The organism is Streptomyces canarius, assembly GCF_014650735.1.
In the GTDB taxonomy this organism is placed as follows: domain Bacteria; phylum Actinomycetota; class Actinomycetes; order Streptomycetales; family Streptomycetaceae; genus Streptomyces; species Streptomyces olivaceoviridis.
In genome coordinates this window covers 65,568-90,665 of record NZ_BMVN01000029.1, presented here as the reverse complement: position 1 = coordinate 90,665, position 25,098 = coordinate 65,568, and the positions used below count along the sequence as shown (strand labels likewise).

25 protein-coding genes are annotated in these 25,098 nt (G+C 70.8%); 9 read left to right on the top strand and 16 right to left on the bottom strand.

Translation table 11 applies throughout. The features are described from left to right. Positions 1-29 precede the first annotated feature (29 nt). A complete protein-coding gene (locus IE294_RS31705; protein ID WP_189891767.1) occupies positions 30-1,055 on the bottom strand; it encodes an ATP-dependent 6-phosphofructokinase in 1,026 nt (341 codons plus the stop codon). A 193-nt stretch (positions 1,056-1,248) separates the two neighbouring features. On the opposite strand from IE294_RS31705, the gene pta reads away from it, so the two are divergent. The 3 genes from pta (at position 1,249) to pyk (ending at position 6,071) form a co-directional block, all read left to right on the top strand. Then, positions 1,249-3,351 (top strand): phosphate acetyltransferase, encoded by a 2,103-nt coding sequence (pta, locus tag IE294_RS31700; RefSeq protein WP_189891766.1) that lies wholly within the window; start codon positions 1,249-1,251, stop codon positions 3,349-3,351. Further along, positions 3,348-4,559, top strand: coding sequence for an acetate kinase (locus IE294_RS31695; RefSeq protein ID WP_189891764.1), 1,212 nt, complete (start codon positions 3,348-3,350; stop codon positions 4,557-4,559). Before pta ends, IE294_RS31695 begins: the two co-directional genes overlap by 4 nt. 84 nt (positions 4,560-4,643) lie before the next feature. After that, on the top strand, positions 4,644-6,071 hold the full coding sequence (gene pyk, locus IE294_RS31690; RefSeq protein ID WP_189891762.1) for a pyruvate kinase: 1,428 nt from the start codon (positions 4,644-4,646) through the stop codon (positions 6,069-6,071). A 97-nt stretch (positions 6,072-6,168) separates the two neighbouring features. On the opposite strand, the gene IE294_RS31685 is transcribed toward pyk, so the two are convergent. The 4 genes from IE294_RS31685 to IE294_RS31670 all read right to left on the bottom strand — a co-directional run bounded on the left by IE294_RS31685 (position 6,169) and on the right by IE294_RS31670 (position 10,590). Continuing rightward, entirely contained in the window at positions 6,169-7,659 is a 1,491-nt protein-coding gene (locus tag IE294_RS31685; protein ID WP_189891761.1) for a hypothetical protein, read from the bottom strand. Next, positions 7,649-8,239 (bottom strand): DUF6114 domain-containing protein, encoded by a 591-nt coding sequence (locus tag IE294_RS31680; RefSeq protein WP_189891757.1) that lies wholly within the window; start codon positions 8,237-8,239, stop codon positions 7,649-7,651. The genes IE294_RS31685 and IE294_RS31680 overlap by 11 nt, the downstream gene beginning before the upstream one ends. A gap of 117 nt (positions 8,240-8,356) precedes the next feature. Continuing rightward, on the bottom strand, positions 8,357-8,995 hold the full coding sequence (locus IE294_RS31675) for a DUF6230 family protein (protein WP_189891755.1): 639 nt from the start codon (positions 8,993-8,995) through the stop codon (positions 8,357-8,359). A 623-nt stretch (positions 8,996-9,618) separates the two neighbouring features. Further along, positions 9,619-10,590, bottom strand: a complete 972-nt coding sequence (locus IE294_RS31670; protein ID WP_189891754.1) for a tetratricopeptide repeat protein — start codon at positions 10,588-10,590, stop codon at positions 9,619-9,621. A gap of 208 nt (positions 10,591-10,798) precedes the next feature. Here IE294_RS31670 and IE294_RS31665 point away from each other — a divergent pair, with 208 nt between their 5' ends. After that, positions 10,799-11,440 (top strand): TetR/AcrR family transcriptional regulator, encoded by a 642-nt coding sequence (locus IE294_RS31665; RefSeq protein ID WP_189819491.1) that lies wholly within the window; start codon positions 10,799-10,801, stop codon positions 11,438-11,440. Positions 11,441-11,492: 52 nt separating this feature from the next. Here IE294_RS31665 and icmA read toward each other — a convergent pair whose 3' ends face one another. The 8 genes from icmA to IE294_RS31625 form a co-directional block, all read right to left on the bottom strand. After that, a complete protein-coding gene (gene icmA, locus IE294_RS31660) occupies positions 11,493-13,193 on the bottom strand; it encodes a coenzyme B12-dependent isobutyryl-CoA mutase large subunit (protein WP_189891752.1) in 1,701 nt (566 codons plus the stop codon). A 75-nt stretch (positions 13,194-13,268) separates the two neighbouring features. Continuing rightward, positions 13,269-13,607: a DUF3817 domain-containing protein gene (locus IE294_RS31655; protein ID WP_189819492.1), complete on the bottom strand. Its 339-nt coding sequence runs from the start codon at positions 13,605-13,607 to the stop codon at positions 13,269-13,271. A 42-nt stretch (positions 13,608-13,649) separates the two neighbouring features. Continuing rightward, positions 13,650-14,156 (bottom strand): MarR family winged helix-turn-helix transcriptional regulator, encoded by a 507-nt coding sequence (locus IE294_RS31650; RefSeq protein WP_189891750.1) that lies wholly within the window; start codon positions 14,154-14,156, stop codon positions 13,650-13,652. 155 nt (positions 14,157-14,311) lie between these two features. Beyond that, positions 14,312-14,962, bottom strand: a complete 651-nt coding sequence (locus IE294_RS31645; RefSeq protein WP_189891748.1) for a TetR/AcrR family transcriptional regulator — start codon at positions 14,960-14,962, stop codon at positions 14,312-14,314. Then, complete coding sequence (locus IE294_RS31640; RefSeq protein ID WP_189891746.1) at positions 14,959-15,639, bottom strand: DUF4166 domain-containing protein; 681 nt, start codon at positions 15,637-15,639, stop codon at positions 14,959-14,961. The genes IE294_RS31645 and IE294_RS31640 overlap by 4 nt, the downstream gene beginning before the upstream one ends. Further along, positions 15,636-16,388, bottom strand: coding sequence for a hypothetical protein (locus tag IE294_RS31635; protein ID WP_189891744.1), 753 nt, complete (start codon positions 16,386-16,388; stop codon positions 15,636-15,638). The genes IE294_RS31640 and IE294_RS31635 overlap by 4 nt, the downstream gene beginning before the upstream one ends. Positions 16,389-16,538: 150 nt before the next feature. Next, positions 16,539-16,832: an MTH1187 family thiamine-binding protein gene (locus IE294_RS31630; protein ID WP_189891742.1), complete on the bottom strand. Its 294-nt coding sequence runs from the start codon at positions 16,830-16,832 to the stop codon at positions 16,539-16,541. After that, entirely contained in the window at positions 16,829-17,173 is a 345-nt protein-coding gene (locus IE294_RS31625) for a DUF3817 domain-containing protein (protein WP_132788687.1), read from the bottom strand. Before IE294_RS31625 ends, IE294_RS31630 begins: the two co-directional genes overlap by 4 nt. Before the next feature lie 153 nt (positions 17,174-17,326). On the opposite strand from IE294_RS31625, the gene IE294_RS31620 reads away from it, so the two are divergent. The 4 genes from IE294_RS31620 to IE294_RS31605 all read left to right on the top strand — a co-directional run bounded on the left by IE294_RS31620 (position 17,327) and on the right by IE294_RS31605 (position 19,986). After that, positions 17,327-17,959, top strand: a complete 633-nt coding sequence (locus IE294_RS31620) for an AIM24 family protein (protein WP_189891798.1) — start codon at positions 17,327-17,329, stop codon at positions 17,957-17,959. Between the two features lies 1 nt (position 17,960). After that, positions 17,961-18,611 (top strand): AIM24 family protein, encoded by a 651-nt coding sequence (locus tag IE294_RS31615; RefSeq protein WP_189891740.1) that lies wholly within the window; start codon positions 17,961-17,963, stop codon positions 18,609-18,611. Further along, entirely contained in the window at positions 18,608-19,417 is an 810-nt protein-coding gene (locus IE294_RS31610; RefSeq protein ID WP_189891738.1) for an AIM24 family protein, read from the top strand. Before IE294_RS31615 ends, IE294_RS31610 begins: the two co-directional genes overlap by 4 nt. Positions 19,418-19,509: 92 nt before the next feature. Further along, positions 19,510-19,986, top strand: coding sequence for a MarR family winged helix-turn-helix transcriptional regulator (locus IE294_RS31605; RefSeq protein WP_189891736.1), 477 nt, complete (start codon positions 19,510-19,512; stop codon positions 19,984-19,986). Positions 19,987-20,036: 50 nt separating this feature from the next. Here IE294_RS31605 and IE294_RS31600 read toward each other — a convergent pair whose 3' ends face one another. The 3 genes from IE294_RS31600 to IE294_RS31590 form a co-directional block, all read right to left on the bottom strand. Then, positions 20,037-21,284, bottom strand: coding sequence for an MFS transporter (locus IE294_RS31600; protein ID WP_189891734.1), 1,248 nt, complete (start codon positions 21,282-21,284; stop codon positions 20,037-20,039). A gap of 844 nt (positions 21,285-22,128) precedes the next feature. Beyond that, positions 22,129-23,085: a methylmalonyl Co-A mutase-associated GTPase MeaB gene (meaB, locus tag IE294_RS31595; protein WP_189891732.1), complete on the bottom strand. Its 957-nt coding sequence runs from the start codon at positions 23,083-23,085 to the stop codon at positions 22,129-22,131. 70 nt (positions 23,086-23,155) lie between these two features. After that, entirely contained in the window at positions 23,156-24,364 is a 1,209-nt protein-coding gene (locus IE294_RS31590) for an acetyl-CoA C-acetyltransferase (RefSeq protein WP_189891731.1), read from the bottom strand. A gap of 149 nt (positions 24,365-24,513) precedes the next feature. On the opposite strand from IE294_RS31590, the gene mce reads away from it, so the two are divergent. After that, positions 24,514-24,954, top strand: coding sequence for a methylmalonyl-CoA epimerase (gene mce / locus IE294_RS31585; protein WP_189891729.1), 441 nt, complete (start codon positions 24,514-24,516; stop codon positions 24,952-24,954). The last annotated feature ends 144 nt before the right edge of the window (positions 24,955-25,098 follow it).

Here is a 25,098-nt window from a genome sequence, read left to right as displayed (position 1 = left end):
CCAGCGCGGTGACCTGAGGAGCGGACCGGCTAGAAGACCGACTCCGCCTCGTCCATCCGGTCCTTCGGCACCGTCTTCAGCTCGGTGACGGCCTCCGCGAGCGGCACCATCACGATGTCGGTGCCGCGCAGCGCGGTCATCCTGCCGAAATCGCCGCGGTGGGCGGCCTCGACGGCGTGCCAGCCGAAGCGGGTGGCGAGGACACGGTCGTACGCGGTGGGGACGCCGCCGCGCTGGACGTGACCGAGGATGACCGGCTTGGCCTCCTTGCCCAGGCGCCGCTCCAGTTCGTACGCCAGCGCGGTGCCGATGCCCTGGAAGCGCTCGTGGCCGTACTGGTCGATGTCGCCCTTGCCGTAGTCCATGGTGCCGTCCATGGGGTGGGCGCCCTCGGCGACGCAGATGACGGCGAACTTCTTGCCGCGGGCGAACCGCTCCTCGACCATCTTGACCAGGTCGGCGGGGTCGAAGGGACGCTCGGGCAGGCAGATGCCGTGGGCGCCGGCGGCCATGCCGGACTCCAGGGCGATCCAGCCGGCGTGCCGGCCCATGACCTCCACGACCATCACCCGCTGGTGGGACTCGGCCGTGGTCTTCAGCCGGTCCATGGCCTCCGTCGCCACGCCGACGGCCGTGTCGAAGCCGAAGGTGCGGTCGGTGGAGGAGATGTCGTTGTCGATGGTCTTGGGCACGCCGACGACCGGGAGGCCGGCGTCGGAGAGCATCCGGGCCGCGGTCAGGGTGCCCTCGCCGCCGATCGGGATCAGCGCGTCGATGCCGAACTCCTCGACCATGTCGGTGGCCCGCTCGCAGGCCTCGCGCAGCCGGTCGCGCTCCAGCCGGGAGGAGCCGAGGATGGTGCCGCCGCGGGCCAGGATGCCGCTGACCGCGTCCAGGTCGAGGCTGCGGTAGTGGCGGTCGAGCAGACCCCGGTAGCCGTCCTCGAAGCCGATGACCTCGTCGCCGTACTGCGCCACCGCCCGGTGCACGACCGACCGGATCACGGCGTTCAGGCCGGGGCAGTCGCCGCCTGCGGTGAGAACTCCGATGCGCATCGTGCTGTGTCTCCTGCTCGCTGTCGTGTGCCGGTGAGCCGGTGTCGATTCTTTCACGTCCATCGCGCCAATGAGATCCTGACGGGCGCCTTATCCGTCGACAGGGGTATTGTCAAGAGGGTTCTGCTCACCTCGGTGAGCGATTTTTATGCCGAAGTGGCGACGAAGGCGACATGAGGAACGGAGTGGACACGTGACGCGCAGCGTGTACGTGACCGGGATCGACCGCGGTGACGGACGCCAGGTGGTGGAGCTGGGGGTCATGGAACTCCTGACCCGGCAGGTCGACCGGGTGGGCGTGTTCCGTCCACTCGTCCACGACGGCCCGGATCGCCTGTTCGAGCTACTGCGGGCCCGGTACCGCCTCGCGCAGGAACCGGCGACCGTCTACGGCATGGACTACCACCAGGCGTCCGCGCTCCAGGCCGAGCAGGGCACCGACGAGCTGGTCTCCGCCCTGGTCGACCGCTTCCACCTGGTGGCCCGGGACTACGACGTGGTCCTCGTCCTCGGCACCGACTTCGCCGACACCCAGCTGCCGGACGAGCTGTCGCTGAACGCCCGGCTCGCCAACGAGTTCGGCGCCTCCGTCATCCCGGTGGTCGGGGGCCGCGGGCAGTCCGCCGAGTCCGTGCTGGCCGAGACCCGCAACGCCTACCGCGCCTACGCGGGCCTCGGCTGCGACGTGCTCGCCATGGTCGCCAACCGGGTGGCCCGCGAGGACCGCGACGAGATCGCCGAGCGGCTCACCGACCGGCTGCCGGTGCCGGCGTACGTGGTCCCCGACGAGCCCGCCCTGTCCGCCCCGACGGTCTCCCAGATCGCCCAGGCCCTCGGCGCGAAGGTGCTGCTCGGCGACGACTCCGGGCTCGCCCGGGACGCGCTGGGCTTCGTCTTCGGCGGTGCCATGCTGCCGAACCTCCTCGGCGCCCTGACCCCGGGCTGCCTGGTCATCACCCCGGGCGACCGTGCCGACCTGGTCGTCGGCTCGCTCGCCGCGCACAGCGCCGGCACCCCGCCGATAGCCGGTGTGCTGCTGACCCTGGACGAGGTGCCGAGCGACGAGATCCTCACCCTCGCCGCCCGCCTCGCCCCCGGCACCCCGGTGCTCTCGGTGTCCGGCAACAGCTTCCCCACCGCCGAGCGGCTCTTCTCCCTGGAGGGCAAGCTGAACGCGGCCACCCCGCGCAAGGCGGAGACCGCGCTCGGCCTGTTCGAGCGGTACGCCGACACCACCGGCCTGGCCCGCCGGGTCTCGGCGCCGAGCAGCGACCGGGTCACCCCGATGATGTTCGAGCACAAGCTGCTGGAGCAGGCCCGCGCCGACAAGCGGCGGGTCGTGCTGCCGGAGGGCACCGAGGAGCGGGTGCTGCACGCGGCCGAGGTGCTGCTGCGCCGTGGCGTGTGCGACCTGACCCTGCTCGGCCCGGTCGACCAGATCCGCAAGAAGGCCGCCGACCTGGGCATCGACCTCGGCGACACCCAGCTGATCGACCCGGCCACCTCCGAGCTGCGCGACGCCTTCGCCGAGAAGTACGCGGCCCTGCGCGCCCACAAGGGCGTCACGGTGGAGCTGGCCTACGACGTCGTGTCGGACGTGAACTACTTCGGCACCCTGATGGTCGAGGAGGGCCTGGCCGACGGCATGGTGTCGGGCTCGGTGCACTCCACGGCGGCCACCATCCGGCCCGCCTTCGAGATCATCAAGACCAAGCCGGACGCGTCGATCGTCTCGTCCGTGTTCTTCATGTGCCTGGCCGACAAGGTGCTGGTCTACGGCGACTGCGCGGTCAACCCGGACCCCGACGCCGAGCAGCTCGCGGACATCGCCATCCAGTCGGCGACGACGGCCGCGCGGTTCGGCGTGGAACCGCGGATCGCGATGCTGTCGTACTCCACGGGTACGTCCGGATCGGGCGCCGACGTCGACAAGGTGCGCGAGGCGACCGAGCTGACCCGCTCGCGCCGGCCCGAGTTGAAGATCGAGGGCCCGATCCAGTACGACGCGGCCGTCGAGCCGACCGTCGCCGCGACCAAGCTGCCCGGCTCCGAGGTCGCCGGCCAGGCCAGCGTGCTGATCTTCCCCGACCTCAACACCGGCAACAACACCTACAAGGCCGTGCAGCGCTCGGCCGGCGCGATCGCCGTCGGCCCGGTGCTCCAGGGTCTGCGCAAGCCGGTCAACGACCTGTCCCGGGGCGCGCTCGTCCAGGACATCGTCAACACCGTCGCCATCACGGCGATCCAGGCCCAGGGCCCCGCCCGGAACCCCAGCGAGAAGGCGTCCCAGCAGTGACCTCCCCCACCCGTGTCCTCGTCCTCAACTCCGGCTCCTCGTCCCTGAAGTACCAACTGCTGGACATGCGGGACAGCAGCCGGCTCGCGGTGGGCCTGGTCGAGCGGATCGGCGAGCAGACCTCCCGGATCGAGCACACCTGCCTCACCGGCGGCGACACCCGTGAGCACACCGGGCCGATCGCCGACCACGACGCCGCCCTCAAGGCGGTCGCCGAGGAGCTGACCCGGGACGGCCTGGGCCTGGACTCCCCCGAGCTGGCCGCGATCGGCCACCGGGTGGTGCACGGCGGGATGTTCTTCACCGAGCCCACCGTCATCGACGACGCGGTGCTCACCGAGATCGAGCGGCTGATCCCGGTCGCCCCGCTGCACAACCCGGCCAACCTCACCGGCATCCGCACCGCGCGGGCGCTCCGCCCGGACCTGCCCCAGGTCGCCGTCTTCGACACCGCGTTCCACACGACGATGCCGGAGCCGGCGGCGCGGTACGCGATCGACCCGAAGATCGCCGACCGCCACCGCATCCGCCGCTACGGCTTCCACGGCACCTCGCACGCGTACGTCTCGCGGCAGACCGCGCGGCTGCTGGGCAAGGACCCGTCCGAGGTCAACGTGATCGTGCTGCACCTGGGCAACGGCGCCTCCGCCTCCGCGGTGGAGAAGGGCCGCTGCGTGGACACCTCCATGGGACTGACCCCCTTGGAGGGGCTCGTGATGGGTACGCGATCCGGTGATCTGGATCCGGCCGTCATCTTCCATTTGGCCCGGGTTGGGGATATGTCCATGGACGAGATCGACACTCTTCTCAACAAGAGGAGCGGTCTGTTCGGTCTGTGCGGGGACAACGACATGCGGGAGATCCGCCGCCGGATCGACGAGGGCGACGAAGAGGCCGCGCTCGCCTTCGACATTTACATTCACCGGATCAAGAAGTACATCGGCGCCTATTACGCCGTGCTCGGCACGGTGGACGCGGTGGCCTTCACCGCCGGGGTCGGCGAGAACGCGGCACCGGTGCGGGAGGCGGCGATCGCGGGGCTGACGGGCCTGGGCCTGGCGGTCGACCCGGAGCGGAACGCCGTACGCGGCGGCGGACCGCGGCTGATTTCGCCGGAGTCCGCCCGGGTGGCGGTCGCGGTGGTGCCGACGGATGAAGAACTGGAGATCGCAACGCAGACCTACGCACTGGTCGGAAAGAACAACTGAATAGCACCTGAGCGGTGTGGCACTCATTTGTATCTTCCGCCAGACGGAATATTCCGTAGCGAAACAAACCGATAGGATCGCCCCATGCGCCGTTCGAAAATCGTCTGTACTCTCGGCCCCGCGGTCGACTCCCACGAGATGCTCGTCGCCATGATCGAGGCGGGCATGAACGTGGCCCGGTTCAACTTCAGCCACGGCACCCACGCCGAGCACCAGGCGCGGTACGACCGCGTCCGGGCCGCCTCCAAGGAGACCGGCCGCCCCATCGGCGTCCTCGCCGACCTCCAGGGCCCGAAGATCCGCCTGGAGACCTTTGCCGAGGGCCCGGTCGAGCTGGAGCGCGGTGACGAGTTCGTCATCACGACCGAGGACGTGCCGGGTGACAAGCACATCTGCGGTACGACGTACAAGGGGCTGCCGGGTGACGTCTCGCGCGGCGACCAGGTCCTGATCAACGACGGCAACGTCGAGCTGAAGGTCCTGGACGTCGAGGGCCCGCGGGTGAAGACGATCGTCATCGAGGGCGGTGTCGTCTCCGACCACAAGGGCATCAACCTGCCCGGCACGGCCGTCAACGTGCCCGCGCTGAGCGAGAAGGACGTCGAGGACCTGCGCTTCGCCCTCCGCATGGGCTGCGACCTGGTCGCACTGTCCTTCGTCCGGGACGCCAAGGACATCCACGACGTCCACCGCGTCATGGACGAGGAGGGCCGCCGCGTCCCCGTCATCGCCAAGGTGGAGAAGCCGCAGGCGGTGGAGAACATGGAGGACGTCGTGATGGCGTTCGACGGCGTGATGGTCGCCCGTGGTGACCTCGCCGTCGAGTACCCGCTCGAAAAGGTCCCCATGGTGCAGAAGCGCCTGATCGAGCTGTGCCGGCGCAACGCCAAACCGGTGATCGTCGCGACCCAGATGATGGAGTCGATGATCACCAACTCGCGTCCGACCCGCGCCGAGGCCTCCGACGTCGCCAACGCGATCCTGGACGGCACCGACGCGGTCATGCTGTCGGCCGAGTCCAGCGTGGGCGCGTACCCGGTCGAGACGGTCAAGACCATGTCGAAGATCGTCACCGCGGCCGAGCAGGAGCTGCTCTCCAAGGGCCTCCAGCCCCTCGTCCCCGGCAAGAAGCCGCGTACGCAGGGCGGTTCGGTGGCCCGTGCCGCCGCCGAGATCGCCGACTTCCTCGGCGGCAAGGGCCTGGTCGCCTTCACCCAGTCCGGTGACACCGCGCGCCGTCTCTCCCGCTACCGCGCGATCCAGCCGATCATCGCCTTCACCACGGACGAGGGCACCCGCAACCAGCTCACCCTGAGCTGGGGCGTGGAGTCGCACGTCGTGCCGTTCGTGAACACCACCGACGAGATGGTCGACCTGGTGGACCAGGAGATCGCGCGGCTCGGCCGCTTCGAGACGGGCGACACCCTCATCATCACCGCCGGCTCGCCCCCCGGGGTCCCCGGCACCACCAACATGCTCCGCGTCCACCACCTGGGCACCCAGAGCAACTGACCGATCCGGCAAGGGTCTTGAACGGCACCGAGGGCGCCCCCCGCGACGGGGGGCGCCCTCGGTGTTGTGCGGCTCCCGGACTGGCTTGTACGACCGCTCAGTCGGTCGTGTACACGTGCATGCCGGGCACGTGCAGGTTGCCGCCGAACTGGGCCGCCTGGGTCACCTTGGCGTTGGTGAAGTAGATCAGCGGGATGTTCAGCGGGGGCGGGCTGTCGGGGCTGAAGGTCACCGGGATCAGCCCGAACAGGTTGCCCGAGATGCTCTCGGTGTACATCACCGTGTCGCCGCCGGTGATGGTGGACGTCGAGCCCTTGGCCGCCTGGACGTGGTACGTCTTGTTCGCCTGCGCGTCCTTCACCGTCTGGTGCAGGTCACCGATGTCGGTGCCGCCGGAGATGACGTACTTCAGCACCTTCTTGGTGGTGCCGCCCGCCGTCTTCACCTCGACGATGCCCTGGTAGTCGGCGCCCTTGAGGAGCAGGGAGCTGGCGTTCAGGTACCAGGGGTCGTCCGCCACCGGCACCTTGTTGTCGACGCCGCCCTCGTCGTCCGTGGCCACCGGGCAGTCGTCGGCGGAGGCGGACTCGCTCGCGGACGGGTCCGGCGTGGCCGACCCGGTCGCGCCACCGGCCGCCTCCGTGGCGTCCCCGGCCGTCTTGGAGACGGTGCCGGTGGTGCCGTCGACGGTGTCCCTGGCGGTGTCCGCGGCCTTCTTCACCGTGTCCTTGACGGTGTCGGAGGCACCTGAGCCGGACTCCTTGCCGCCGCCGGACGAGGTGTCCGTGGACGAGGAGTCCGCGGCGTCCGTGGCGTCCGCGGCAGGCGACTGGGACGCGGACGGTGTCGGGGCCGGCGTCTGCGCCGGCGTACCGGAGTCCTTGTCGCCGCCGGTGAGGAGGTCACCGAGCGTGTCGCCGATGGTGTCGAGGACGTTCCCGCCGCCGCTCTGGGGCTGCGACTGCGTCGGCGTGGTGGTGTCACCGCCGGAACCCGAACCGGAGCCCGAGCCCGACCCGGAGCCCGAGCCCGACCCGGAGCCCGACGAACCGGAGCCCGAGGAACCGGAACCCGAACCGGAGCCCGACGAACCGGAGTCCGAGGAACCGGAGCCGGACGAACCGGAGTCGGAGGACCCCGAGGTCGCGGTCGGCTCGGGCGTGTCCTTGTCGTCGGAACCTGAATCCGACGAAGAGGTACCGCCCGGGTCCTGCGTCTTCCCGCTCCCGGTGGTCTGCGACGGCGACGGCTCGGCCGGCGTGCTCGGGGACGCGGACGGCGACGGTGACGCCGAGGGGTCCTTGGAGCCGTCGTCCAGCGCCTTCACGCAGTCCTTGTACTCGTCGGCCGTCAGGCTCTTCGCCGACGTCGACGGGGACGGACCGCCGTTGTTGTCGGCGAGGGCGAGCGTGGAGGTGAAGCCCATGCCCATGAGGACCGCCGTGGGCATGGCCACCGAGGCTATCGCCTTGCCGGCCGGCATGTGGAACCTGGTGAACAGCGGCTTTCTGGGGGCCGCGTGGCGGGGCCCGGTTCTCGCGCGAGACCCGTTCGCGTCGGTCCCGCGGGTCACCTCGTCAGCCGGCACTGTGCCTCCCGTTCGCCCCGTTGGCCGGGCTCGTTCCTGACAGGTCGTTCTCCCACGGCGCCTTGTACGGCCCGGCCGGGCCGGCGTCGGCCGCCGGGGTCGTGCCCTGGTGCGGCAGCGGAGCCGTGCCCGGGGCACCGCCCTCGCCCGGGGTGGCCTCGGTCGGCGGCTGCTCCTGCGGAGGCGTGCCCGGCGCCCAGGCCACGGCCAGCGCTCCGCCGACCAGGGCGAGCAGGAAGCCCACGACGAAGCCGCCGAAGTTGGACACCGGGATGGACACCAGCGCGAGCAGGATCGCGGCGACGCCCGCGAAGGTCCGCACGTGCTTCTGGAACCAGAGGCTGATGCCCAGGACGATGAGCAGCACACCGATGATCAGGGACCCGGCTCCCGCGGTGGTCGCCATGGCCAGCGTCAGGTGTCCGAGCTGGAGGTGGGCGTACGGGAAGTACATGATCGGAAAGCCGCCGAGCATGACGAACAGACCGGCCCAGAACGGCCGCGTACCCCGCCAGGCGCGGAACTGCAGCCTCCGGCGGGTGAACTGGCCGGGTGCGGCGGCAGGAGTCTCGGCGCTCATGGAAAACAGCTCCCTGGTGCGGCGTTGCTGTGGTGGTGATGTGTGCCGCGTGTGAGGACGCGGCCGGAGTGTGGACGGGCGGGGGCGCCATCGGCTCCCCCGCCCGTCAGCGAGTGCTTAGTAGCACTCCTTGACACCCGTCGACAGCGACATCTTCAGGCCGCTGAGCTTGAAGGTTCCGGCGGTGGTCGCCCACGCCGTCTGCTTCACGCCGACCAGCGTGGCCTTGTCGGCCTGCTGGGCGAACCCGTACGGGTTGGCCTGTTCGCCGCCGCCCTTCATGCCCGGACCCTTGGAGGCGTCCTTGGCGGCCACACCGATGTCGATGTTCTCGAACGTCGCGTCGGCGTTGAGGTCGGCAACGTCGATGTAGATGTTGTCGGCCTGCACCTTTTCGGCGCCCGCGCCGCCGGCCCGCAGGATCAGGCTGACGTTGCCGAAGATCGGCACGTCGGGCGTGACCACGGACTGGCACAGGTTGGTGATCTCGGCGTGCTTGAACGCCGAGACGGCCACCGGGTGCGCCGTCTTCTTGCCGTCCAGCGTGTAGCCGCTGTCGATGGCGCCGTACTGGGAGAAGCCGGTGCCGACGAGTTCGTCGGCGGACACCTTGAACGACTGGCCGGACACGCTGAACGAGGCGGCGAGAGCGCCCTGCGCGAGCGCGACACCTATACACGCCGTGGCGGCAACGCTGGGCACCATGACCACAGCGAACCGCTTCCATCTGGTCCCGCCACGCACCTGGGACTCCATATTTCCTCCTTCTCGGACGTACATCTCCTGGCCCGGACTCGCCCCGTATCAGCGGCTCAGCCGAGCAGGGATGGGAGAAGTGCTACGTCCTCGGGAAGGAGAGCGCCCGCGCTCGGCGGCGCGAACAGCGCCCGAATCACCGGCGATCACCCCCGAGCGACAACCACTGGTCGCGCCTGACACGCATCACGCACAACCCTGCTGGACAGGCTTCGCCGTCCGGCGAAGACCCCCCTGCCCTAGACCCGGCGCCACTGCCGCCGGCTCTGCTCGGTGGGGACCCAGAGTCTCCCGGTGACCCGACCGGCTGCCGGGGTACGGGAATGGACCGAGCGTCGCCGATCGTGGTGCATTCTCGGCCCGGGCACAAGGGGGTTCGTTACTGGCTAGTAACGGCGGGATAACCGGAGGACGACCGACCGGTCTCGGCTTGCGACGCTCGGTGGCACCGTAGGGCAGAGCAAAGCCGTTGATCCCTGGACGAATCCAGACAGACCAACGGCCTCGATTTACTCGGAGTAACAGCGGCCGCGATTACCAAGATTTGGTAAAGCGCAGCCGCCGTGACGCGTCTCGGCAAACCTTTCACCCCGGCATCACAAGCCGGGGCGTTTAGGGACTGGTCAGAACAGGGCGCGCGCGAGCGCCCTGCGTGCCCCCACCACCCGCGGGTCCTCCTGGCCCACGACCTCGAACAGCTCCAGCAACCGGAGCCGTACCGCCTCCCGGTCGTCACCCGCCGTGCGCTGCACGGTCTCGATGAGCCGCCCGAAGGCGTCCTCGACGTGCCCGCCCACCAGGTCCAGGTCGGCGGCGGCGATCTGCGCCCGCGCGTCCTTCGGCTTCTCGGCGGCCTCCTGACGCACCTTCTGCGGGTCCATGCCCTGCACCCGCTGGAGCAACTCGGCCTGCGCCAGGCCCAGTTTGGCCTCCGGGTGGGCCGGGTCGGCGGCCAGCACGTTCTTGTACGCCTGGACGGCCCCGCCCAGGTCGCCGGCGTCCAGCGCCTGCGCGGCGGCGTTCAGCGCGGCGTCGTACGGCCCTTCGGCCGCCGCGGCCTGGGGGGCGCCGCCCGGCTCCGCGTCCGGGTCGACGGTCAGACCGGTCAGCCCGAAGCGCTGCTCCGCGACCGCCACCAACTGGTCGAGGGTCTCCCGGATCTGCTGCTCGCCGGCCACCCCCTGGAAGAGCGGCAGCGCCTGGCCCGCCACGACGGCGAACACGGCCGGGATGCCCTGGATCCCGAACTGCTGCATCAGCATCTGGTTGGCGTCGACGTCGATCTTGGCGAGGAGGAAGCGCCCGTCGTACTCGACGGCCAGCCGCTCCAGGACCGGGCTCAGCTGCTTGCAGGGCTGACACCACTCGGCCCAGAAGTCGATGACGACCGGGACTTCGGCGGAGCGCTGGAGGACATCCCGCTCGAAGCCCGCCTCATCGACGTCGATGACGAGATCGGCCGGGGAGACGGCCCCCGTCCCGCCCTGCCGGGCGGCTTCGGCGCGCGCCTGCTCCGCCTTGGCCTTGGCCTCCTGGGCCGCCTTCACCGCGGCGAGGTCGACGACACCGCTCATGGACATGTTCCGTGGCTGCATGCGTCTATCCTCCCCCGATCCCGCGTCTGATGAAAAAAACGATGTGCGGCGCCGGGTCCCCACCCCACGCCTGGTGGTCGTCGCTCGCGCACGTCCCTCACGCGCTTTCGCTACGACCCGTAGCGTAATGCCATGAGGGCACCGCGCGGCACCACACCCCGGTGATCTCCCTCACGACCGCACAGAACCCGCCGGTTATGGTCGGGGAATGCAGAGCCGCACTCCCGCCAGCCGTACCGGGCGCCCGCGCAGCGCCGCCGCGGACACCGCGATCCTGGCCGCGACCCGGGAGGCTCTGGTCGAACTCGGATGGTCGAAACTCACCCTGGGAGACGTCGCCACGCGGGCCGGGGTTGCGAAGACGACCCTCTACCGCCGCTGGGCGGGCAAGAACGAACTGGTCGTGGACGCGGTGGCGGAGCTCTTCGACGAGCTGGAACTCCCCGACCGCGGCAGCCTCGCCGCCGACATCGAGGGCGTCGTCCTCCAGTTCGCGGCCATCCTGGCCCGCCCGGAGGCCAAGAGCGGCCTGATGGCGGTGGTCGCCGAGGCCACCCGCGACGAGGCCCTGCGCGAACGCGTCCGCGCCTCCATCGTGGACCGGCAGATGCGGCTGGTCCTGGAGGGCCGCGCCCGGGCCCAGTGCCGCGGCGAACTCCCCCCGGAGCCGGACCCCGGAGAGTCCGCCCGCACGGTGGACCTCATCTTCGACGTGGTCGCGGGCGCGGTGGTCCACCGCACCCTGGTCAGCGGCAAACCGGCGGACGGGGACTGGGTCCGCAGCTTCACGCGGTTGCTGCTGCTGGGCCTCGCGTCCCAGCCGGCCGAGTCGGGTGACGAGCGGGCGTAGACCGGGGCCAGGGGGCGCGGAGCCCCCCGGCGGCCGGCCCGGCCAGGGGCGCCTAGAAGCCGGCCGGCTCCGTGTACACCCCCCACTCGTCCCGCAGCACCCCGCAGATCTCCCCCAGCGTCGCCTCGGCCCGCACGGCCTCCAGCATCGGCTCGATCATGTTGGCCCCGGACCGGGCCGCGGCGAGCATCCCGTCCAACGCCCCCCGCACAGCCGCCTCGTCCCGCGCCGCCTTCCGCTCGGCGAGCACCCGCACCTGCTCCCGCTCCACCTCATGGCTGACCCGCAGGATCTCCAGGTCCCCGGTGACGGATCCGGTGTGGACGTTGACGCCGACGACCTTCTTGTCCCCCTTCTCCAGCGCCTGCTGGTACCGGAAGGCGGACTCCGCGATCTCCCCGGTGAACCAGCCGTCCTCGATCCCGCGCAGAATGCCGGACGTGATGGGCCCGATCGGGTGCCGCCCGTCCGGGTGAGCCCGCAGCCCCCGCTCCTTGATCTGCTCGAAGATCTTCTCCGCGTCCGCCTCGATCCGGTCCGTCAGCTGCTCGACGTACCAGGAGCCGCCCAGCGGATCGGCCACATTGGCGACCCCGGTCTCCTCCATCAGCACCTGCTGCGTGCGCAGCGCGATCTCCGCGGCCTGCTCGGAGGGCAGGGCGAGGGTCTCGTCGAGCGCGTTGGTGTGCAGCGAGTTGGTCCCGCCGAGCACGGCCGCCAGCGCCTCCACCGCCGTGCGCACCACGTTGTTGTACGGCTGCTGCGCGGTCAGCGAGACACCCGCGGTCTGCGTGTGGAACCGCAGCCACTGCGCCTTGTCGGACTTCGCGCCGTACACGTCCCGCATCCACCGCGCCCAGATCCGGCGCGCCGCCCGGAACTTGGCGATCTCCTCGAAGAAGTCGACGTGCGCGTCGAAGAAGAAGGACAGGCCGGGCGCGAAGACGTCGACGTCGAGACCGCGGCTGAGCCCCAGCTCGACGTAGCCGAACCCGTCCGCCAGCGTGTACGCCAGTTCCTGCGCGGCCGTGGACCCGGCCTCCCGGATGTGGTACCCGGAGACGGAGAGCGGCTTGTACGCCGGGATCCCCGCCGCGCAGTGCTCCATCAGGTCGCCGATCAGCCGCAGGTGCGGCTCGGGCTGGAAGAGCCACTCCTTCTGGGCGATGTACTCCTTGAAGATGTCGGTCTGGAGGGTCCCGTTGAGCACCGCCGGATCGACGCCCTGCCGCTCGGCGGCGACCAGGTACATGCAGAAGACGGGCACGGCGGGCCCGCTGATGGTCATGGAGGTCGTCACGTCCCCCAGTGGGATGTCCTTGAAGAGCACCTCCATGTCGGCGGCCGAGTCGATGGCGACCCCGCAGTGCCCGACCTCGCCGAGGGAGCGGGGATCGTCGGAGTCCCGCCCCATGAGCGTCGGCATGTCGAAGGCGACGGACAGGCCCCCGCCGCCGGCGGCGAGGATCATCTTGTACCGCTCGTTGGTCTGCTCGGCGTTGCCGAACCCGGCGAACTGCCGGATCGTCCAGGTGCGACCGCGGTAGCCGGTTGGATGGAGCCCGCGCGTGAAGGGGTACTCCCCGGGCCAGCCGATCCGCTCGAATCCCTCGTACGTGTCACCCGGCCGGGGCCCGTACACCGGCTCCACGGGGTCGCCGGAGAGCGTGGTGAAGTCCGCGTCGCGCTTGCGCGCGGCGTCGTAACGGGCCTGCCAGCGTCGGCGGCCCTCCTCGATGGCGTGAGCGTCCATACCCTCGAATTTACTTGGACGTCCTAGTAAATGTCGATGGCAGACCGCCGCACGGCATCCGTACGGCGGTACCCGCTACGCCTTGGCGACGGCCGGGGTCTCGTCGGCGACCCGGGACTCCAGCTCGCGGCTGATCTTCCGCTCGACGAAGAACGCGGCGGTCGGGATCGTCCCCGCCAGCAGCACCCAGAGCTGGCGGCCGACCGGCATCTTGGCCTTGGAGCCCAGGTCGAACGCGAAGATCAGGTAGACGACGTACAGCCAGCCGTGGGCGATGGCGACGACCCGGGTGAAGTCGGCGGCACCGTCGACGTCCAGCCCGTACTTCGCGATCATGCTCAGGCAGAGCAGCACCAGCAGCACGCCGGTGGTGTAGGCCATGACGCGGTAGCGGGTCAGCACGCTTTTTTTCATGGAGCGAGCGTAACCACCCGTTCCGGGAGATCTTGCCCCGGGTCACTCGTCGAAATCGTGTGCCGCGATCCGCAGCGGGCGCAGCAGCGCGAAGATCTCCTGGCACTCCTCGGCGTCGTACGCCCCGAGCCCGAAGTCCATGGCCATCAGGTCCCGGGTGGCCGCGTCGACCACCTCGCGCCCCTTGTCGGTGATGACGGCCAGCGTGCCGCGCCCGTCGTTGGGGTTGGGCCGCTTGGCGACCAGCCCGGACCTCACCAGCCGGTCCACCGTGTTCGTCACGGACGTGGGGTGCACCATCAACCGCTCACCGATCTTGGACATCGGCAGCTCACCGGCCTTGGAGAAGGTGAGCAGCACCAGCGCCTCGTACCGGGCGAACGTCAGCCCGTACGGCTTGACCACCGCGTCCACCTCGGAGAGCAGGATCTGCTGGGCCCGCATGATCGAGGTGATCGCGGCCATGGACGGCACCTTGCCCCACCGCTGCTTCCAGAGTTCGTCGGCGCGGGCGATGGGGTCGAACGGGAGGCTGAGAGGCTTCGGCACGTCTTCAGACCCTACCGGCCGGTCATATGCCGGTCAGCTCCGTCTCGCCTTTCGGTCCCCTGCCGCTCACGAGCGCGTGCCGGCGGCTCCGCGCGGGGTGGCGGACCAGGGGCGCGGCAAGCCGTCACGCCCGCGCACCCCGGCCGTCCGGGCGGTCAGCCGCGTCCCCGCCGCCGCAGATGGTGCCGGACGGCCCGCTGGGCGACCGGGCCCAGGGACTCCACCGCGGCCACCAGCGCGCCGAGCTGTTCCAGGGCGTCCAGCGCCGCGTGCGCCCCCGTCTCGTCCACTCCCTCGTACAGCTCGATGCCGACGAACGACACGGCCACCGCCCGCGCCAGGCCCGCCGGGTCGGCGAACTCGCCGAAGGGGGTCGCCGCCAGCACGCGCCGGAGCACCCGCTCGATCTCGGTGATCCACAGCCGCAGCCCGTCGGCCGTCGCCGGGCCCAGTGCCGCGTGCGTCGGGGCGCCGGCGAGCAGCTGGCCGAGCAGGGCCACATGGCCGCCGGCCCGCTCGTGCTCGTGGATCTCGCGGCCGACGGCGAGGAGCTCGGCGAGCGAGTCCACCGCGGCGAGGCGCTCGCGGTACCGGGCCACGGCCTTCTCCGCGCCGTACCGGCAGGCCGCGGCGAGCAGCTCGTCCACCGATCCGAAGTGGTAGAAGACCAGCGCCTGGTTGACCCCGGCCGCCGCCGCCACCGTACGGGCCGACGTCTTGGCGATGCCCTGCTCGGTGAGCGTCCGCAGGGCGCCCTCCAGCAGCCTCGTCTTGGTCTCCTGCGCCTTGGCGGTCTCCGGGCTCACGCGCGCGCCTCCTCCCGCACCGGGCGCAGTCCGGGCCGCACGCCACGGGCGCGGACGTCGGTGTACGACGCCGTGAAGGAGCCCTCGTAGCCGAAGAGCGGGCCGAACCAGCGGTTCACCACGCGCACGCGGACGCGGAAGCGCCCCGTCGTCTCGTCGTACGACTCCCGGACCTCGGCCGTCGCGCCGATGAGCGCGGGGACGCGGACGTCCACCGGGCCCTCCCGGAACCGGTGCGTGCCGGAGCGGATGAGCAGGGAGCCGTCGGGCTCGGCGCGGAAGCGCAGGTCGGTCGCGAGATGCTGGTGGGTGCCGAGGTAGTCGAGGACGCGGTCGCCCCGGGGGCCGAGCACCATCTGGGCGTCGAAGCGGCGGGCGCGGCCGGGCAGGTGGAAGGTGCGCACGAAGCTCACCGTCTCACGCCCGAAGGTGTCCCTGTAGGGCACGTTCTCGATCACGAAGGGGACGTTCCGGCCGGGTCTCGGGACCAGGATGTTCCGGGTGGCGCCCAGGGCGAGGAACGGCTTCACGAAGGCCGGTCCGTGCCAGATCCGGTCCATCACACCCCGGCCGGTGCAGGCCTCGCCACCGGCCAGCCCCACCGAGAAGCGGCGCCGCAGGGCGGGGTGCAGGCGCTGGAACTCCGCTCCCATGGCGGTCTGGAAGATCGAGGTCATCCGTGCTTCTCCAGGGTGCGCAGGAGGCGGGGCGCGCGGGTGCGGGTGGCGGGGGCGCGCAGGCAGCGGCGGGCGGCCGGGGTACCGGCGAGCGGTGCCTTGAACAGGGCCAGGGAGATGCCGAGCAGGAGGAGGAGCGGGCAGAGGTAGGCCAGCGAGTCCGCGAAGGGGCCGGACGGGCCGGGGAGCGAGCCCCGGCCCAGTCCGGTCAGGCACAGGGCGAGAAGGAGCGCCCGAGCCGTCAGTTCGGTCAGCCAGCGGTACAGGGCCCGCTCGGGGGTGATGCCCCGCTCCAGCCAGAGCCGGAGCCGGTCGAAGGACCAGGCGGTGGCCCAGCCCATGAGCGGGCGGAACAGCAGGCGGTCGGCGAGGGCGCCGGGGGCTCCCCAGCGGGGGCGGTAGTCGTAGCCGGTGAGGAAGCGGACGCCGTGGGCGTCGGGGACATAGCGCCAGTAGCCGCTGCCCTCGGCGATCAGGGAGAGCGGGTGCGGGGAGGCGAAGCGCAGGGCGGAGGTGCGGGTGCCGTCGGGGCGTTCCTTCTCGCCGGCGGCCACGCCGGTGCCGGAGACCGTGAGGAACGGCAGCACGCGCGTGGCGTACCGGAAGCGCTGCGGCTCGCCCTCCGCGCGCGGGAGGTACTCGATCTCGGTGAAGCGCAGGTCCCAGCGCTGGTGGCGGGCGGGGTCCTGGGTGCGGGCCCATAGCTCGTCGAGGTCGGCGCGGATGTGCGTCTCTCTGTAGAGACCCATGTGTTCCCCCACGTGAGCACGGAGTTTGAGCGACTGCTCAAATCTGCTGGGGCTGAACGTACACCTCTTTGAGCGGTCGCTCAAAGAGGTGGTACGACAAAACCCCGGCCCTGGGGGACCGGGGTCTCGGGGTTCCGCGGACGGGCGGGACTACTGGGCGAGGTGCCGTTCGACGGTCTCCACCTTGGACGTGAGCCCGTCGGTCACTCCGGGGCGGATGTCCGCCTTGAGGACGAGCGAGACGCGCGGGGCGCGCGCCTCGACGGCGGCGACGGCCCGCCTGACGACGTCCATGACCTCGTCCCACTCGCCCTCGATCGAGGTGAACATGGCGTCGGTGCGGTTGGGCAGGCCCGACTCGCGGACCACGCGCACGGCGTCGGCGACGTACTCCCCCACGTCCTCACCGACGCCGAGGGGCGTCACGGAGAAGGCGACGATCATGCGTTCACGACCCCTTCCTTGCGGGCACGGGCGGCGATGACGGCGTCCTCGGCCTCGCGGCGCAGCTTGCGCTCGGCGAAGAAGCCTCCGGTCGGCAGCACCGAGAGGACGAAGTAGAGGGCCGCCGTCTTCAGCGGCCACTTGGCGCGGTTCCAGGCGTCCGCCCAGAAGATCACGTAGAGGATGAAGAGGACGCCGTGGACCCCGCCCATCACGGGGACCGCGTTGAAGTCCGTGGTCCGCTTCAGCACCGAGCACAGGAGCAGGATCAGGAAGGACACGGCTTCCGGGGCCGAGACCAGTCGGAGACGGCGGAGGGCGGTGGCGGTCTTGATGTCCACGGGTCACCTTCGGTGGGAGAGTCGTTTGTGAACGCACGCACAAGCGTTCCCCCATTGTGGCAAACCGCGCCCTTAGGGGTCCGCTCAGGGTGGGTCTCCACCCATGGGCCCTGTTCCGTCCACCCGCCCGGCCGCTACTTTCGCAGCGTGGCGATGTTCCGGCTCCAGGGGAGCAAGGTCCTCGCCGTCGACATGACCGGGGACGCCGTCAAGGCGAAGAACGGCTCGATGGTCGCGTACGACGGGCGGATGGCCTTCAAGAAGCTGAGCGGTGGCGGCGAGGGGCTGCGCGGGATGGTGACCCGGCGGCTCACCGGTGAGCAGATGACGGTGATGGAGGTGAAGGGACACGGGACCTGCTGGTTCGCGGACCGGGCGTCCGAGATCAATCTGGTGAGCCTCCAGGGCGACAAGCTCTACGTCGAGGCGGGCAACCTGCTGGCCACGGACGCGGCGCTCAGAACGGGCACGACGTTCACGGGGCTGCGCGGGGCCTCGCAGGGCAACGGCCTGTTCACGACGACCGTGGAGGGACACGGCCAGGCGGCGATCGTCTCGGACGGGCCGGCGGTCGTGCTCCGGGTCAGCCCGCAGTACCCGCTGACCGTCGACCCGGGCGCCTATGTGGCCCATCAGGGCAACGTCCGGCAGTCCTTCCAGTCCGGTGTGACGTTCCGCACGCTGCTCGGGGAGGGCGGCGGCGAGGCCTTCCAGATCCGCTTCGAGGGCGACGGACTGGTGTACGTGCAGCCGAGCGAGCGGAACACGATCGCGGGGGACCTGTGAGATGACCTTCCGAGAGATCAACTCCAAGATGGTCGAGGCGACGGTGGCGCCGGGGCAGCGGCTGTTCAGCCAGCGCGGCGCGATGCTCGCCTACCGGGGGGACGTGTCCTTCACGCCCAACGTCCAGGGCGGACAGGGCGGGCTGATGTCCATGATCGGGCGCCGGGTGGCCGGCGAGGCGACCCCGCTGATGACCGTCGAGGGCAGCGGCACGGTGTTCTTCGGGCACGGCGGCCACCACGTCCATGTGATCACCCTCGCCGGCGACACGCTCTACGTCGAGGCCGACCGGCTGCTCGCCTTCGAGGGCACGCTGCGGCAGGGGACGATGTTCATGGGCTCCCAGGGCGGGGTCATGGGCATGGTGCGCGGACAGGTCACGGGCCAGGGCCTGTTCACGACGACGCTCCAGGGACAGGGCGCGGTGGCCGTGATGGCGCACGGCGGCGTCTTCGAGATCCCGGTCACCCCGCAGCGCCCGGTCCATGTCGACCCCCAGGCGTACGTCGCCCACCACGGCGACGTCCGCAACAAGCTGTCCACCGCGCTCGGCTGGCGCGACATGGTGGGCCGGGGCTCCGGCGAGGCCTTCCAGCTGGAGCTGAGCGGCAACGGCACGGTGTACGTCCAGGCCTCGGAGGAGAAGCTGTGAGCACCTACGTCACTCCGGGCGCCGGGCCGGTCGTGCACGACCCGATGACGCTGCCCGCCGACGACAACGTGAACAAGTACACCTTCTGTGTGGAGCTCAAGGGCGGGCAGTGGTTCCTCCAGAAGGGGAAGATGATCGCCTACTACGGGGCGATCGAGTTCAACGGCATCGGGCACGGGCGACTCGACCGGCTTGTCCGTACGTCGTTCCATTCGCCACTGCACGCGAGCGACTGGGTCGTGGCCGAGGGCTCCGGCAAGATGCTGCTGGCCGACCGGGCCTTCGACGTCAACTCCTATGACCTGGACGACGGGAACTTGACCATTCGCGCGGGCAACCTGCTCGCTTTTCAGCCAAGTCTCGCGCTCAAGCAGTCGATCGTGCCGGGTTTTCTGACCCTTATCGGTACCGGAAAGTTCGTGGCGGCATCCAACGGACCGGTGGTGTTCCTGGAACCCCCGATCCGGGTCGACCCTCAGGCGCTCGTCGGGTGGGCCGACTGCCCGTCCCCGTGCCATCACTACGACCACGGGTATCTGACGGGTGTGCTGGGCGGTCTACGTGCGATGACGGGCCTCGGCGGGGTTTCCGGGGAGGAGCACCAGTTCGAGTTCGTGGGCGCCGGGACGGTCCTGCTCCAGTCGACGGAGACCCTCATGGCCGACGCGGCCACGGGGGCGGTTCCTCCCGAACCGGGGGTGCCGGGCGGTGGCGGAACGGCACCGGGCGGACACGGTCCGCAATCGTCGGGCGCACCGCGCCTTCCCGGACAGCTGGGGGACCTCCAGCGTCGCTTCGGGCTGTGAGCGGTAGTCTGCGGAGTGTGACGTCGAACGCGTGCGCACCGTCACACCACCCGAAGTAGTTCGCCATTCAACTTCTTAGGTAGACTTCATTCATGGAGACCGAGACGGCCACGCGCTGGCTGACCGATGCGGAGCAGTGCGCTTGGCGCACCCACCTGGAGGTCAACAGGCTGTTGACGTACCAGCTCGAAAAGGATCTGCAACCGTTCGGCCTGACAATGAACGACTACGAGATCCTGGTGAACCTGTCCGAGTCGGAAGACGTGCGGATGCGGATGAGCGACCTCGCCTCCGCGACGATGCAGTCCAAGAGCCGGCTCTCGCACCAGATCACGCGTATGGAGAACGCGAACCTGGTGCGCCGCGAGAACTGCGACACGGACCGGCGAGGGCTGTACGCCGTGCTCACGGAGCACGGCATGGAGACGATGAAGAAGGTCGCGCCGCACCATGTCGCGTCGGTGCGTCGGCACTTCATCGATCTGCTGTCGCAGGACGCGCTGATGGAACTGGACAAGGCGCTGAAGCCCATCGCCGAGCATCTGCGGGGGCAGCGCGGGCGTCTCTGAGCCGGACTTGCCGGCCCGGGGCGCGGTAACCGGGCGGGGGGTGGGTGCGCTCACCGGCGCCGAACGGACGCTGCGCCCACCCGTGCCGTCCCGGCGGTGCGGCTGCCCACGGCCACCGCGGCCACCAGGGCGGCTGCGCCCGCCAGAGTGAAGCACAGGGGCAGCGGCAAGCGGCCGATCACCAGCCCGGCCGCCATCGCCCCGCCCGAGCTTCCCGCGTTCACCGCCATGTTCACCCATGCCCCGGCCTGCGTACGGGCGCTCTCGGGGGCCGATTCGTCGGCCAGGAGGTAGGCCGTCGTCAGGGCCGGGGCGATGAACGCTCCCGCGCAGGCCAAGGTCGCCGCGAGGGTTCCCAGGCCGGGGGCCAGGCCCGCTGCCGCGAGCACGAGACCGAGCCCCGCCGCGAACCGGCACAGCCGGGTCCGGGCACTCGTACGCCACCGCACCACCCCGTTGGCCAGACCGCCCAGCGCACTCCCCGCCGAGAGGGCGCCCAGGACCCAGGGGACCAGGGCGGGCTCGTAGGAACGGTCCGTGGCGAAGGCCATCACCAGCAGTTCCACGGCGCTGAGAGCCAGCCCCGCCCCCAGGGCGACCACGACCGGGGGCCACAGCCTCCGGAGCGAGGCGCCCCGGTCCCGGACGGGCTCCTCCCCGGCGGACCCCTCCTCGCCAGGCCCCGGGTTCTGACGGGTCATCGCCGGGGACGTGACGAAGGCGCACGTGCCGCCGACGTTCAGGGCCGCGCTGAGGAGGATTCCCGCGGCCGGTGGGGTGAAGCCCCCGAGCGTGGCGATCAGGGCCGGGCCGGAGACGTACAGCAGTTCCTCCGCGACGCCGTCCAGACTGTAGGCGCGTCGCAACAGGTCCCGGTCCGTCACCAGTTCGGACCACAGGGCGCGCATCGTCGGGCCCAGCGGGGGCGCGCAGGAGCCCGCGAGGGCGGTCGTGAGGCCGATGGCCGCCGCCGGTGCGCCGGGACGCCAGGTCAGGACGGCCAGGATGCTCAGCAGGGCGCCGTACAGCGCGGACATGGGCGGCAGGACCCGGCGCGGGCCGTGGCGGTCGATCAGGGAGGCCCGCAGCGGCATCAGGAAGACCGTCGTGGCGCCGAAGAGGGCGAGGACGGTGCCGGAGACGGCGTAGGAGCCGGTGGCGTGGGTGACGGACAGCAGCACCGCAAGCGAGACCATGCCGTAGGACAGGCGGGCCGTCAGGGCGGCGGTGAAGGTGCGGCGCGCGTGCGGGACGCGCAGGACAGCGGCGTACGAGGGCCGCGAAAGGGGCGTGGACACGCGGGGTTCCTCTGGGCGAGGCGGAAAGAGGGGCACCGAAGGGCGCGGCGGCCGTCAGTCCGACGGCGCGATCCCGGGTGCGCTCTACGCCAAGGAGAGGAACATGCGGGTCAAGGTAGCAGCACGATCACCGCACCGACGACCCTCAGCAATCGGCCAAACCCACGACCAGCGCATCCGCCGCACGGTCGGGCGTCCGACCCGTCGGCAAGGGTCCACACGCGCCCTCAGTCCCACCACCACCGAGTCCGCCGCACAGCACCGAGGTCCAGCCCGCCGGCAACGATCCGCACGCGCCCTCAGCCCACAACCACCCCGTCCGCCACACAGCACCGGGGTCCGGCCCGCCGACGACCGTCCACTCACGCGCCGCAGCCCTCCGCCAGCCCCACGACCACCTCGTCCGCCGCGCGGCACCGGCGTCCAGTGCACCGACGCGTTACAAGCCCGCCCAGTGCACCGACGACGGTCCACTCGCGACCCTCCGCCCGCGGTCAGCCCTCCGAACAGCTCATCCGCCGTACGGGAGGAGTCCAGCCCCGCGACACCCATCCCGTCACAGCGCTCACCTCGCCGCCCGCCCTCAGCTCGTCCCCCGCACCGAAGGCATCCGGCCCGCCGGCAACGATCCACCCGCGGCCCCCAGCCCATAACCACCCCGTCCGCCGCACGGCACCGGGGGTCCGGCCCGCCGGCGACGATCCGCTCGGCGCCTTCGGCTCACCGTCCGGCCCGCCCAGCGCATACCCGTCCCCCGCACCAGAGGGGTTTGCCCCGCACGTACCCCGCCCCCGCACCAGAGGCCAGAGGCGTCCGACCCGCCGACACCGATCCGCCGCCGCGGTCAGCCCTCCGTCAGCCCCGCGACGAGTTCGTCCGCCGCGCGGTACGGGTCCAGTTCGCCGGTGACGATGCGTTCGGCGAGGGCGCTCAGGCGGCGGTCGCCGTGCAGGTCGCCGATGCGTTCGCGCAGGGCCGTCACCGCGATGGTCTCCACCTCGCGGGCCGCGCGGGCCTTCCGGCGCTCGGCGAGGATCCCGCGCTCCTCCATCCAGGCCCGGTGCTTCTCCAGGGCCTCCACGACCTCGTCGACGCCCTCCGCGCGCGCCGCGACCGTCTTCACGATCGGCGGGCGCCAGTCGCCGGGGCCCCGGGCCTCGCCGAGGCCCAGCATGTGGTTCAGTTCGCGGGCGGTGGCGTCGGCGCCGTCCCGGTCGGCCTTGTTGACGACGTACACGTCGCCGATCTCCAGGATTCCGGCCTTCGCCGCCTGGATGCCGTCGCCCATGCCGGGGGCCAGGAGGACCACGCTGGTGTCCGCCTGGGAGGCGATCTCCACCTCCGACTGGCCCACACCGACCGTCTCGACCAGGATCACGTCGCAGCCGGCCGCGTCCAGCACCCGGATGGCCTGCGGGGCCGCCCAGGCCAGGCCGCCGAGGTGGCCGCGGGTCGCCATGGAGCGGATGTAGACGCCGGGGTCGGAGGCGTGCTCCGACATCCGGACCCGGTCGCCGAGCAGCGCGCCGCCGGAGAACGGCGAGGAGGGGTCGACGGCCAGGACGCCGACCCGCTTGCCCTGCTTGCGGTACGCGGTGACGAGCGCGGAGGTGGAGGTGGACTTGCCGACACCCGGCGAGCCCGTCAGACCGACCACGTACGCGTTGCCGGTCAGCGGGGCCAGTGCCGCCATGACCTCCCTCAGCTGCGGGGACGCCCCCTCCACGAGGGAGATCAGCCGGGCCACGGCCCGCGGCCGGCCTTCCCTGGCCTGGGCCACCAGAGAGGAGACGTCCTGCATCACAGCTCCGTTCACTTCACCGACGTACCGGGAATCAGACCTGACGTACCGGAATCAGACCTGCGGTCTCTCAGGCCTTCGGTACCCGCACGATCAGCGCGTCACCCTGGCCACCGCCGCCGCACAGCGCCGCCGCGCCGATGCCGCCGCCGCGCCGCTTGAGCTCCAGCGCCAAGTGGAGCACGAGCCGGGCGCCGGACATGCCGATCGGGTGACCCAGCGCGATCGCGCCACCGTTGACGTTCACCTTTTCCGTGGAAACGCCGAGGTCCTTCATTGACTGCACGGCGACGGCGGCGAAGGCCTCGTTGATCTCGATGAGGTCCAGGTCGGAGACCTCCAGGCCCTCCTTCTTCAGGGCGTGCTGGATGGCGTTCGACGGCTGGGACTGGAGCGAGTTGTCCGGGCCGGCCACATTGCCGTGTGCGCCGATCTCGGCGAGCCAGGTCAGGCCCAGCTCCTCGGCCTTGGCCTTGCTCATCACGACCACGGCCGCCGCACCGTCCGAGATCTGCGAGGAGGAGCCGGCGGTGATCGTGCCGTCCTTGGCGAAGGCCGGGCGCAGCTTGGCCAGGGACTCGGCGGTGGTGTCGCCGCGGATGCCCTCGTCCTTGCTGAACAGCACCGGCTCGCCCTTGCGCTGCGGGATCTCCACCGGGGTGATCTCGGCCTCGAACAGGCCGTTCTTCTGGGCGGCGGCGGCCCGCTGGTGGGACAGGGCGGCGATCTCGTCCTGCTCGGGGCGCTTGATGCCGAGGCGGGTGTTGTGCTTCTCGGTGGACTCGCCCATCGGAATGTTCTCCCACGGGTCGGTCAGGCCGTCGTAGGCCATCGCGTCGAGCATCTGCACCGCGCCGTACTTGTACCCTTCGCGGGACTTGGGCAGCAGGTGCGGGGCGTTGGTCATGGACTCCTGGCCGCCCGCCACGATGATGTCGAATTCACCCGCGCGGATCAGCTGGTCGGCGAGGGCGATGGCGTCGAGGCCGGAGAGGCACACCTTGTTGACGGTGAGCGCCGGGACGTTCATCGGGATGCCGGCCTTGACGGCGGCCTGGCGGGCCGGGATCTGGCCGGCGCCGGCCTGGAGGACCTGGCCCATGATCACGTACTGCACCTGGTCGCCGCCGATCCCCGCACGGTCGAGGGCGGCCTTGATCGCGAAGCCGCCCAGGTCGGCTCCGGAGAAGGACTTCAGCGAGCCCAGCAGCCGCCCCATGGGCGTCCGGGCGCCCGCGACGATCACCGAGCTGGTCGTTCCAGAAGATCCAGAAGACATGAGGTGCGATCCCCTTCCAGCTGCACACAGCCGAGGAGTGAACGAGGGTTTACTTCGAATGTACTGAGCGGTTGGACACGGCGTCACCGGCCCGCCGGTGTGATCGCGCGCACGTTGCGTAACCACCCGGGGAGCGCTGCACTGAATCCATGCTGACGCGAATCGACCACATCGGGATCGCCTGCCACGACCTCGACGCGACCGTCGAGTTCTACCGGGCCACGTACGGCTTCGAGGTGTTCCACACCGAGGTCAACGAGGAGCAGGGCGTGCGGGAGGCCATGCTCAGGATCAACGGCACCTCGGACGGCGGCGCCTCCTACCTCCAGCTCCTCGAACCGGTCCGCGAGGACTCCACGGTCGCCAAGTGGCTCGCGAAGAACGGGGAGGGCGTCCACCACATCGCCTTCGGTACGGCGGACGTCGACGCGGACGCCGCGGACATCCGCGGAAAGGGCGTCCGGGTGCTGTACGACGAGCCACGACGCGGTTCCATGGGGTCGCGGATCACCTTCCTGCACCCCAAGGATTGCCATGGCGTTCTGACAGAACTGGTCACTTCGGCCCCTGTTGAGTCACCTGAGCACTGACCCGCGTACATAAGGGCCGGTAGGGTTGGGGGCGGTCGTCTCCGAAACGGGGACGGCCGCATGCCGGGGTCCGGGTTTCGGGGGACGAGCGTCGGGGCAGCAGCCCGTGCTCCGCCGTCTGTCTGACACCATTCCCCGGGGGCC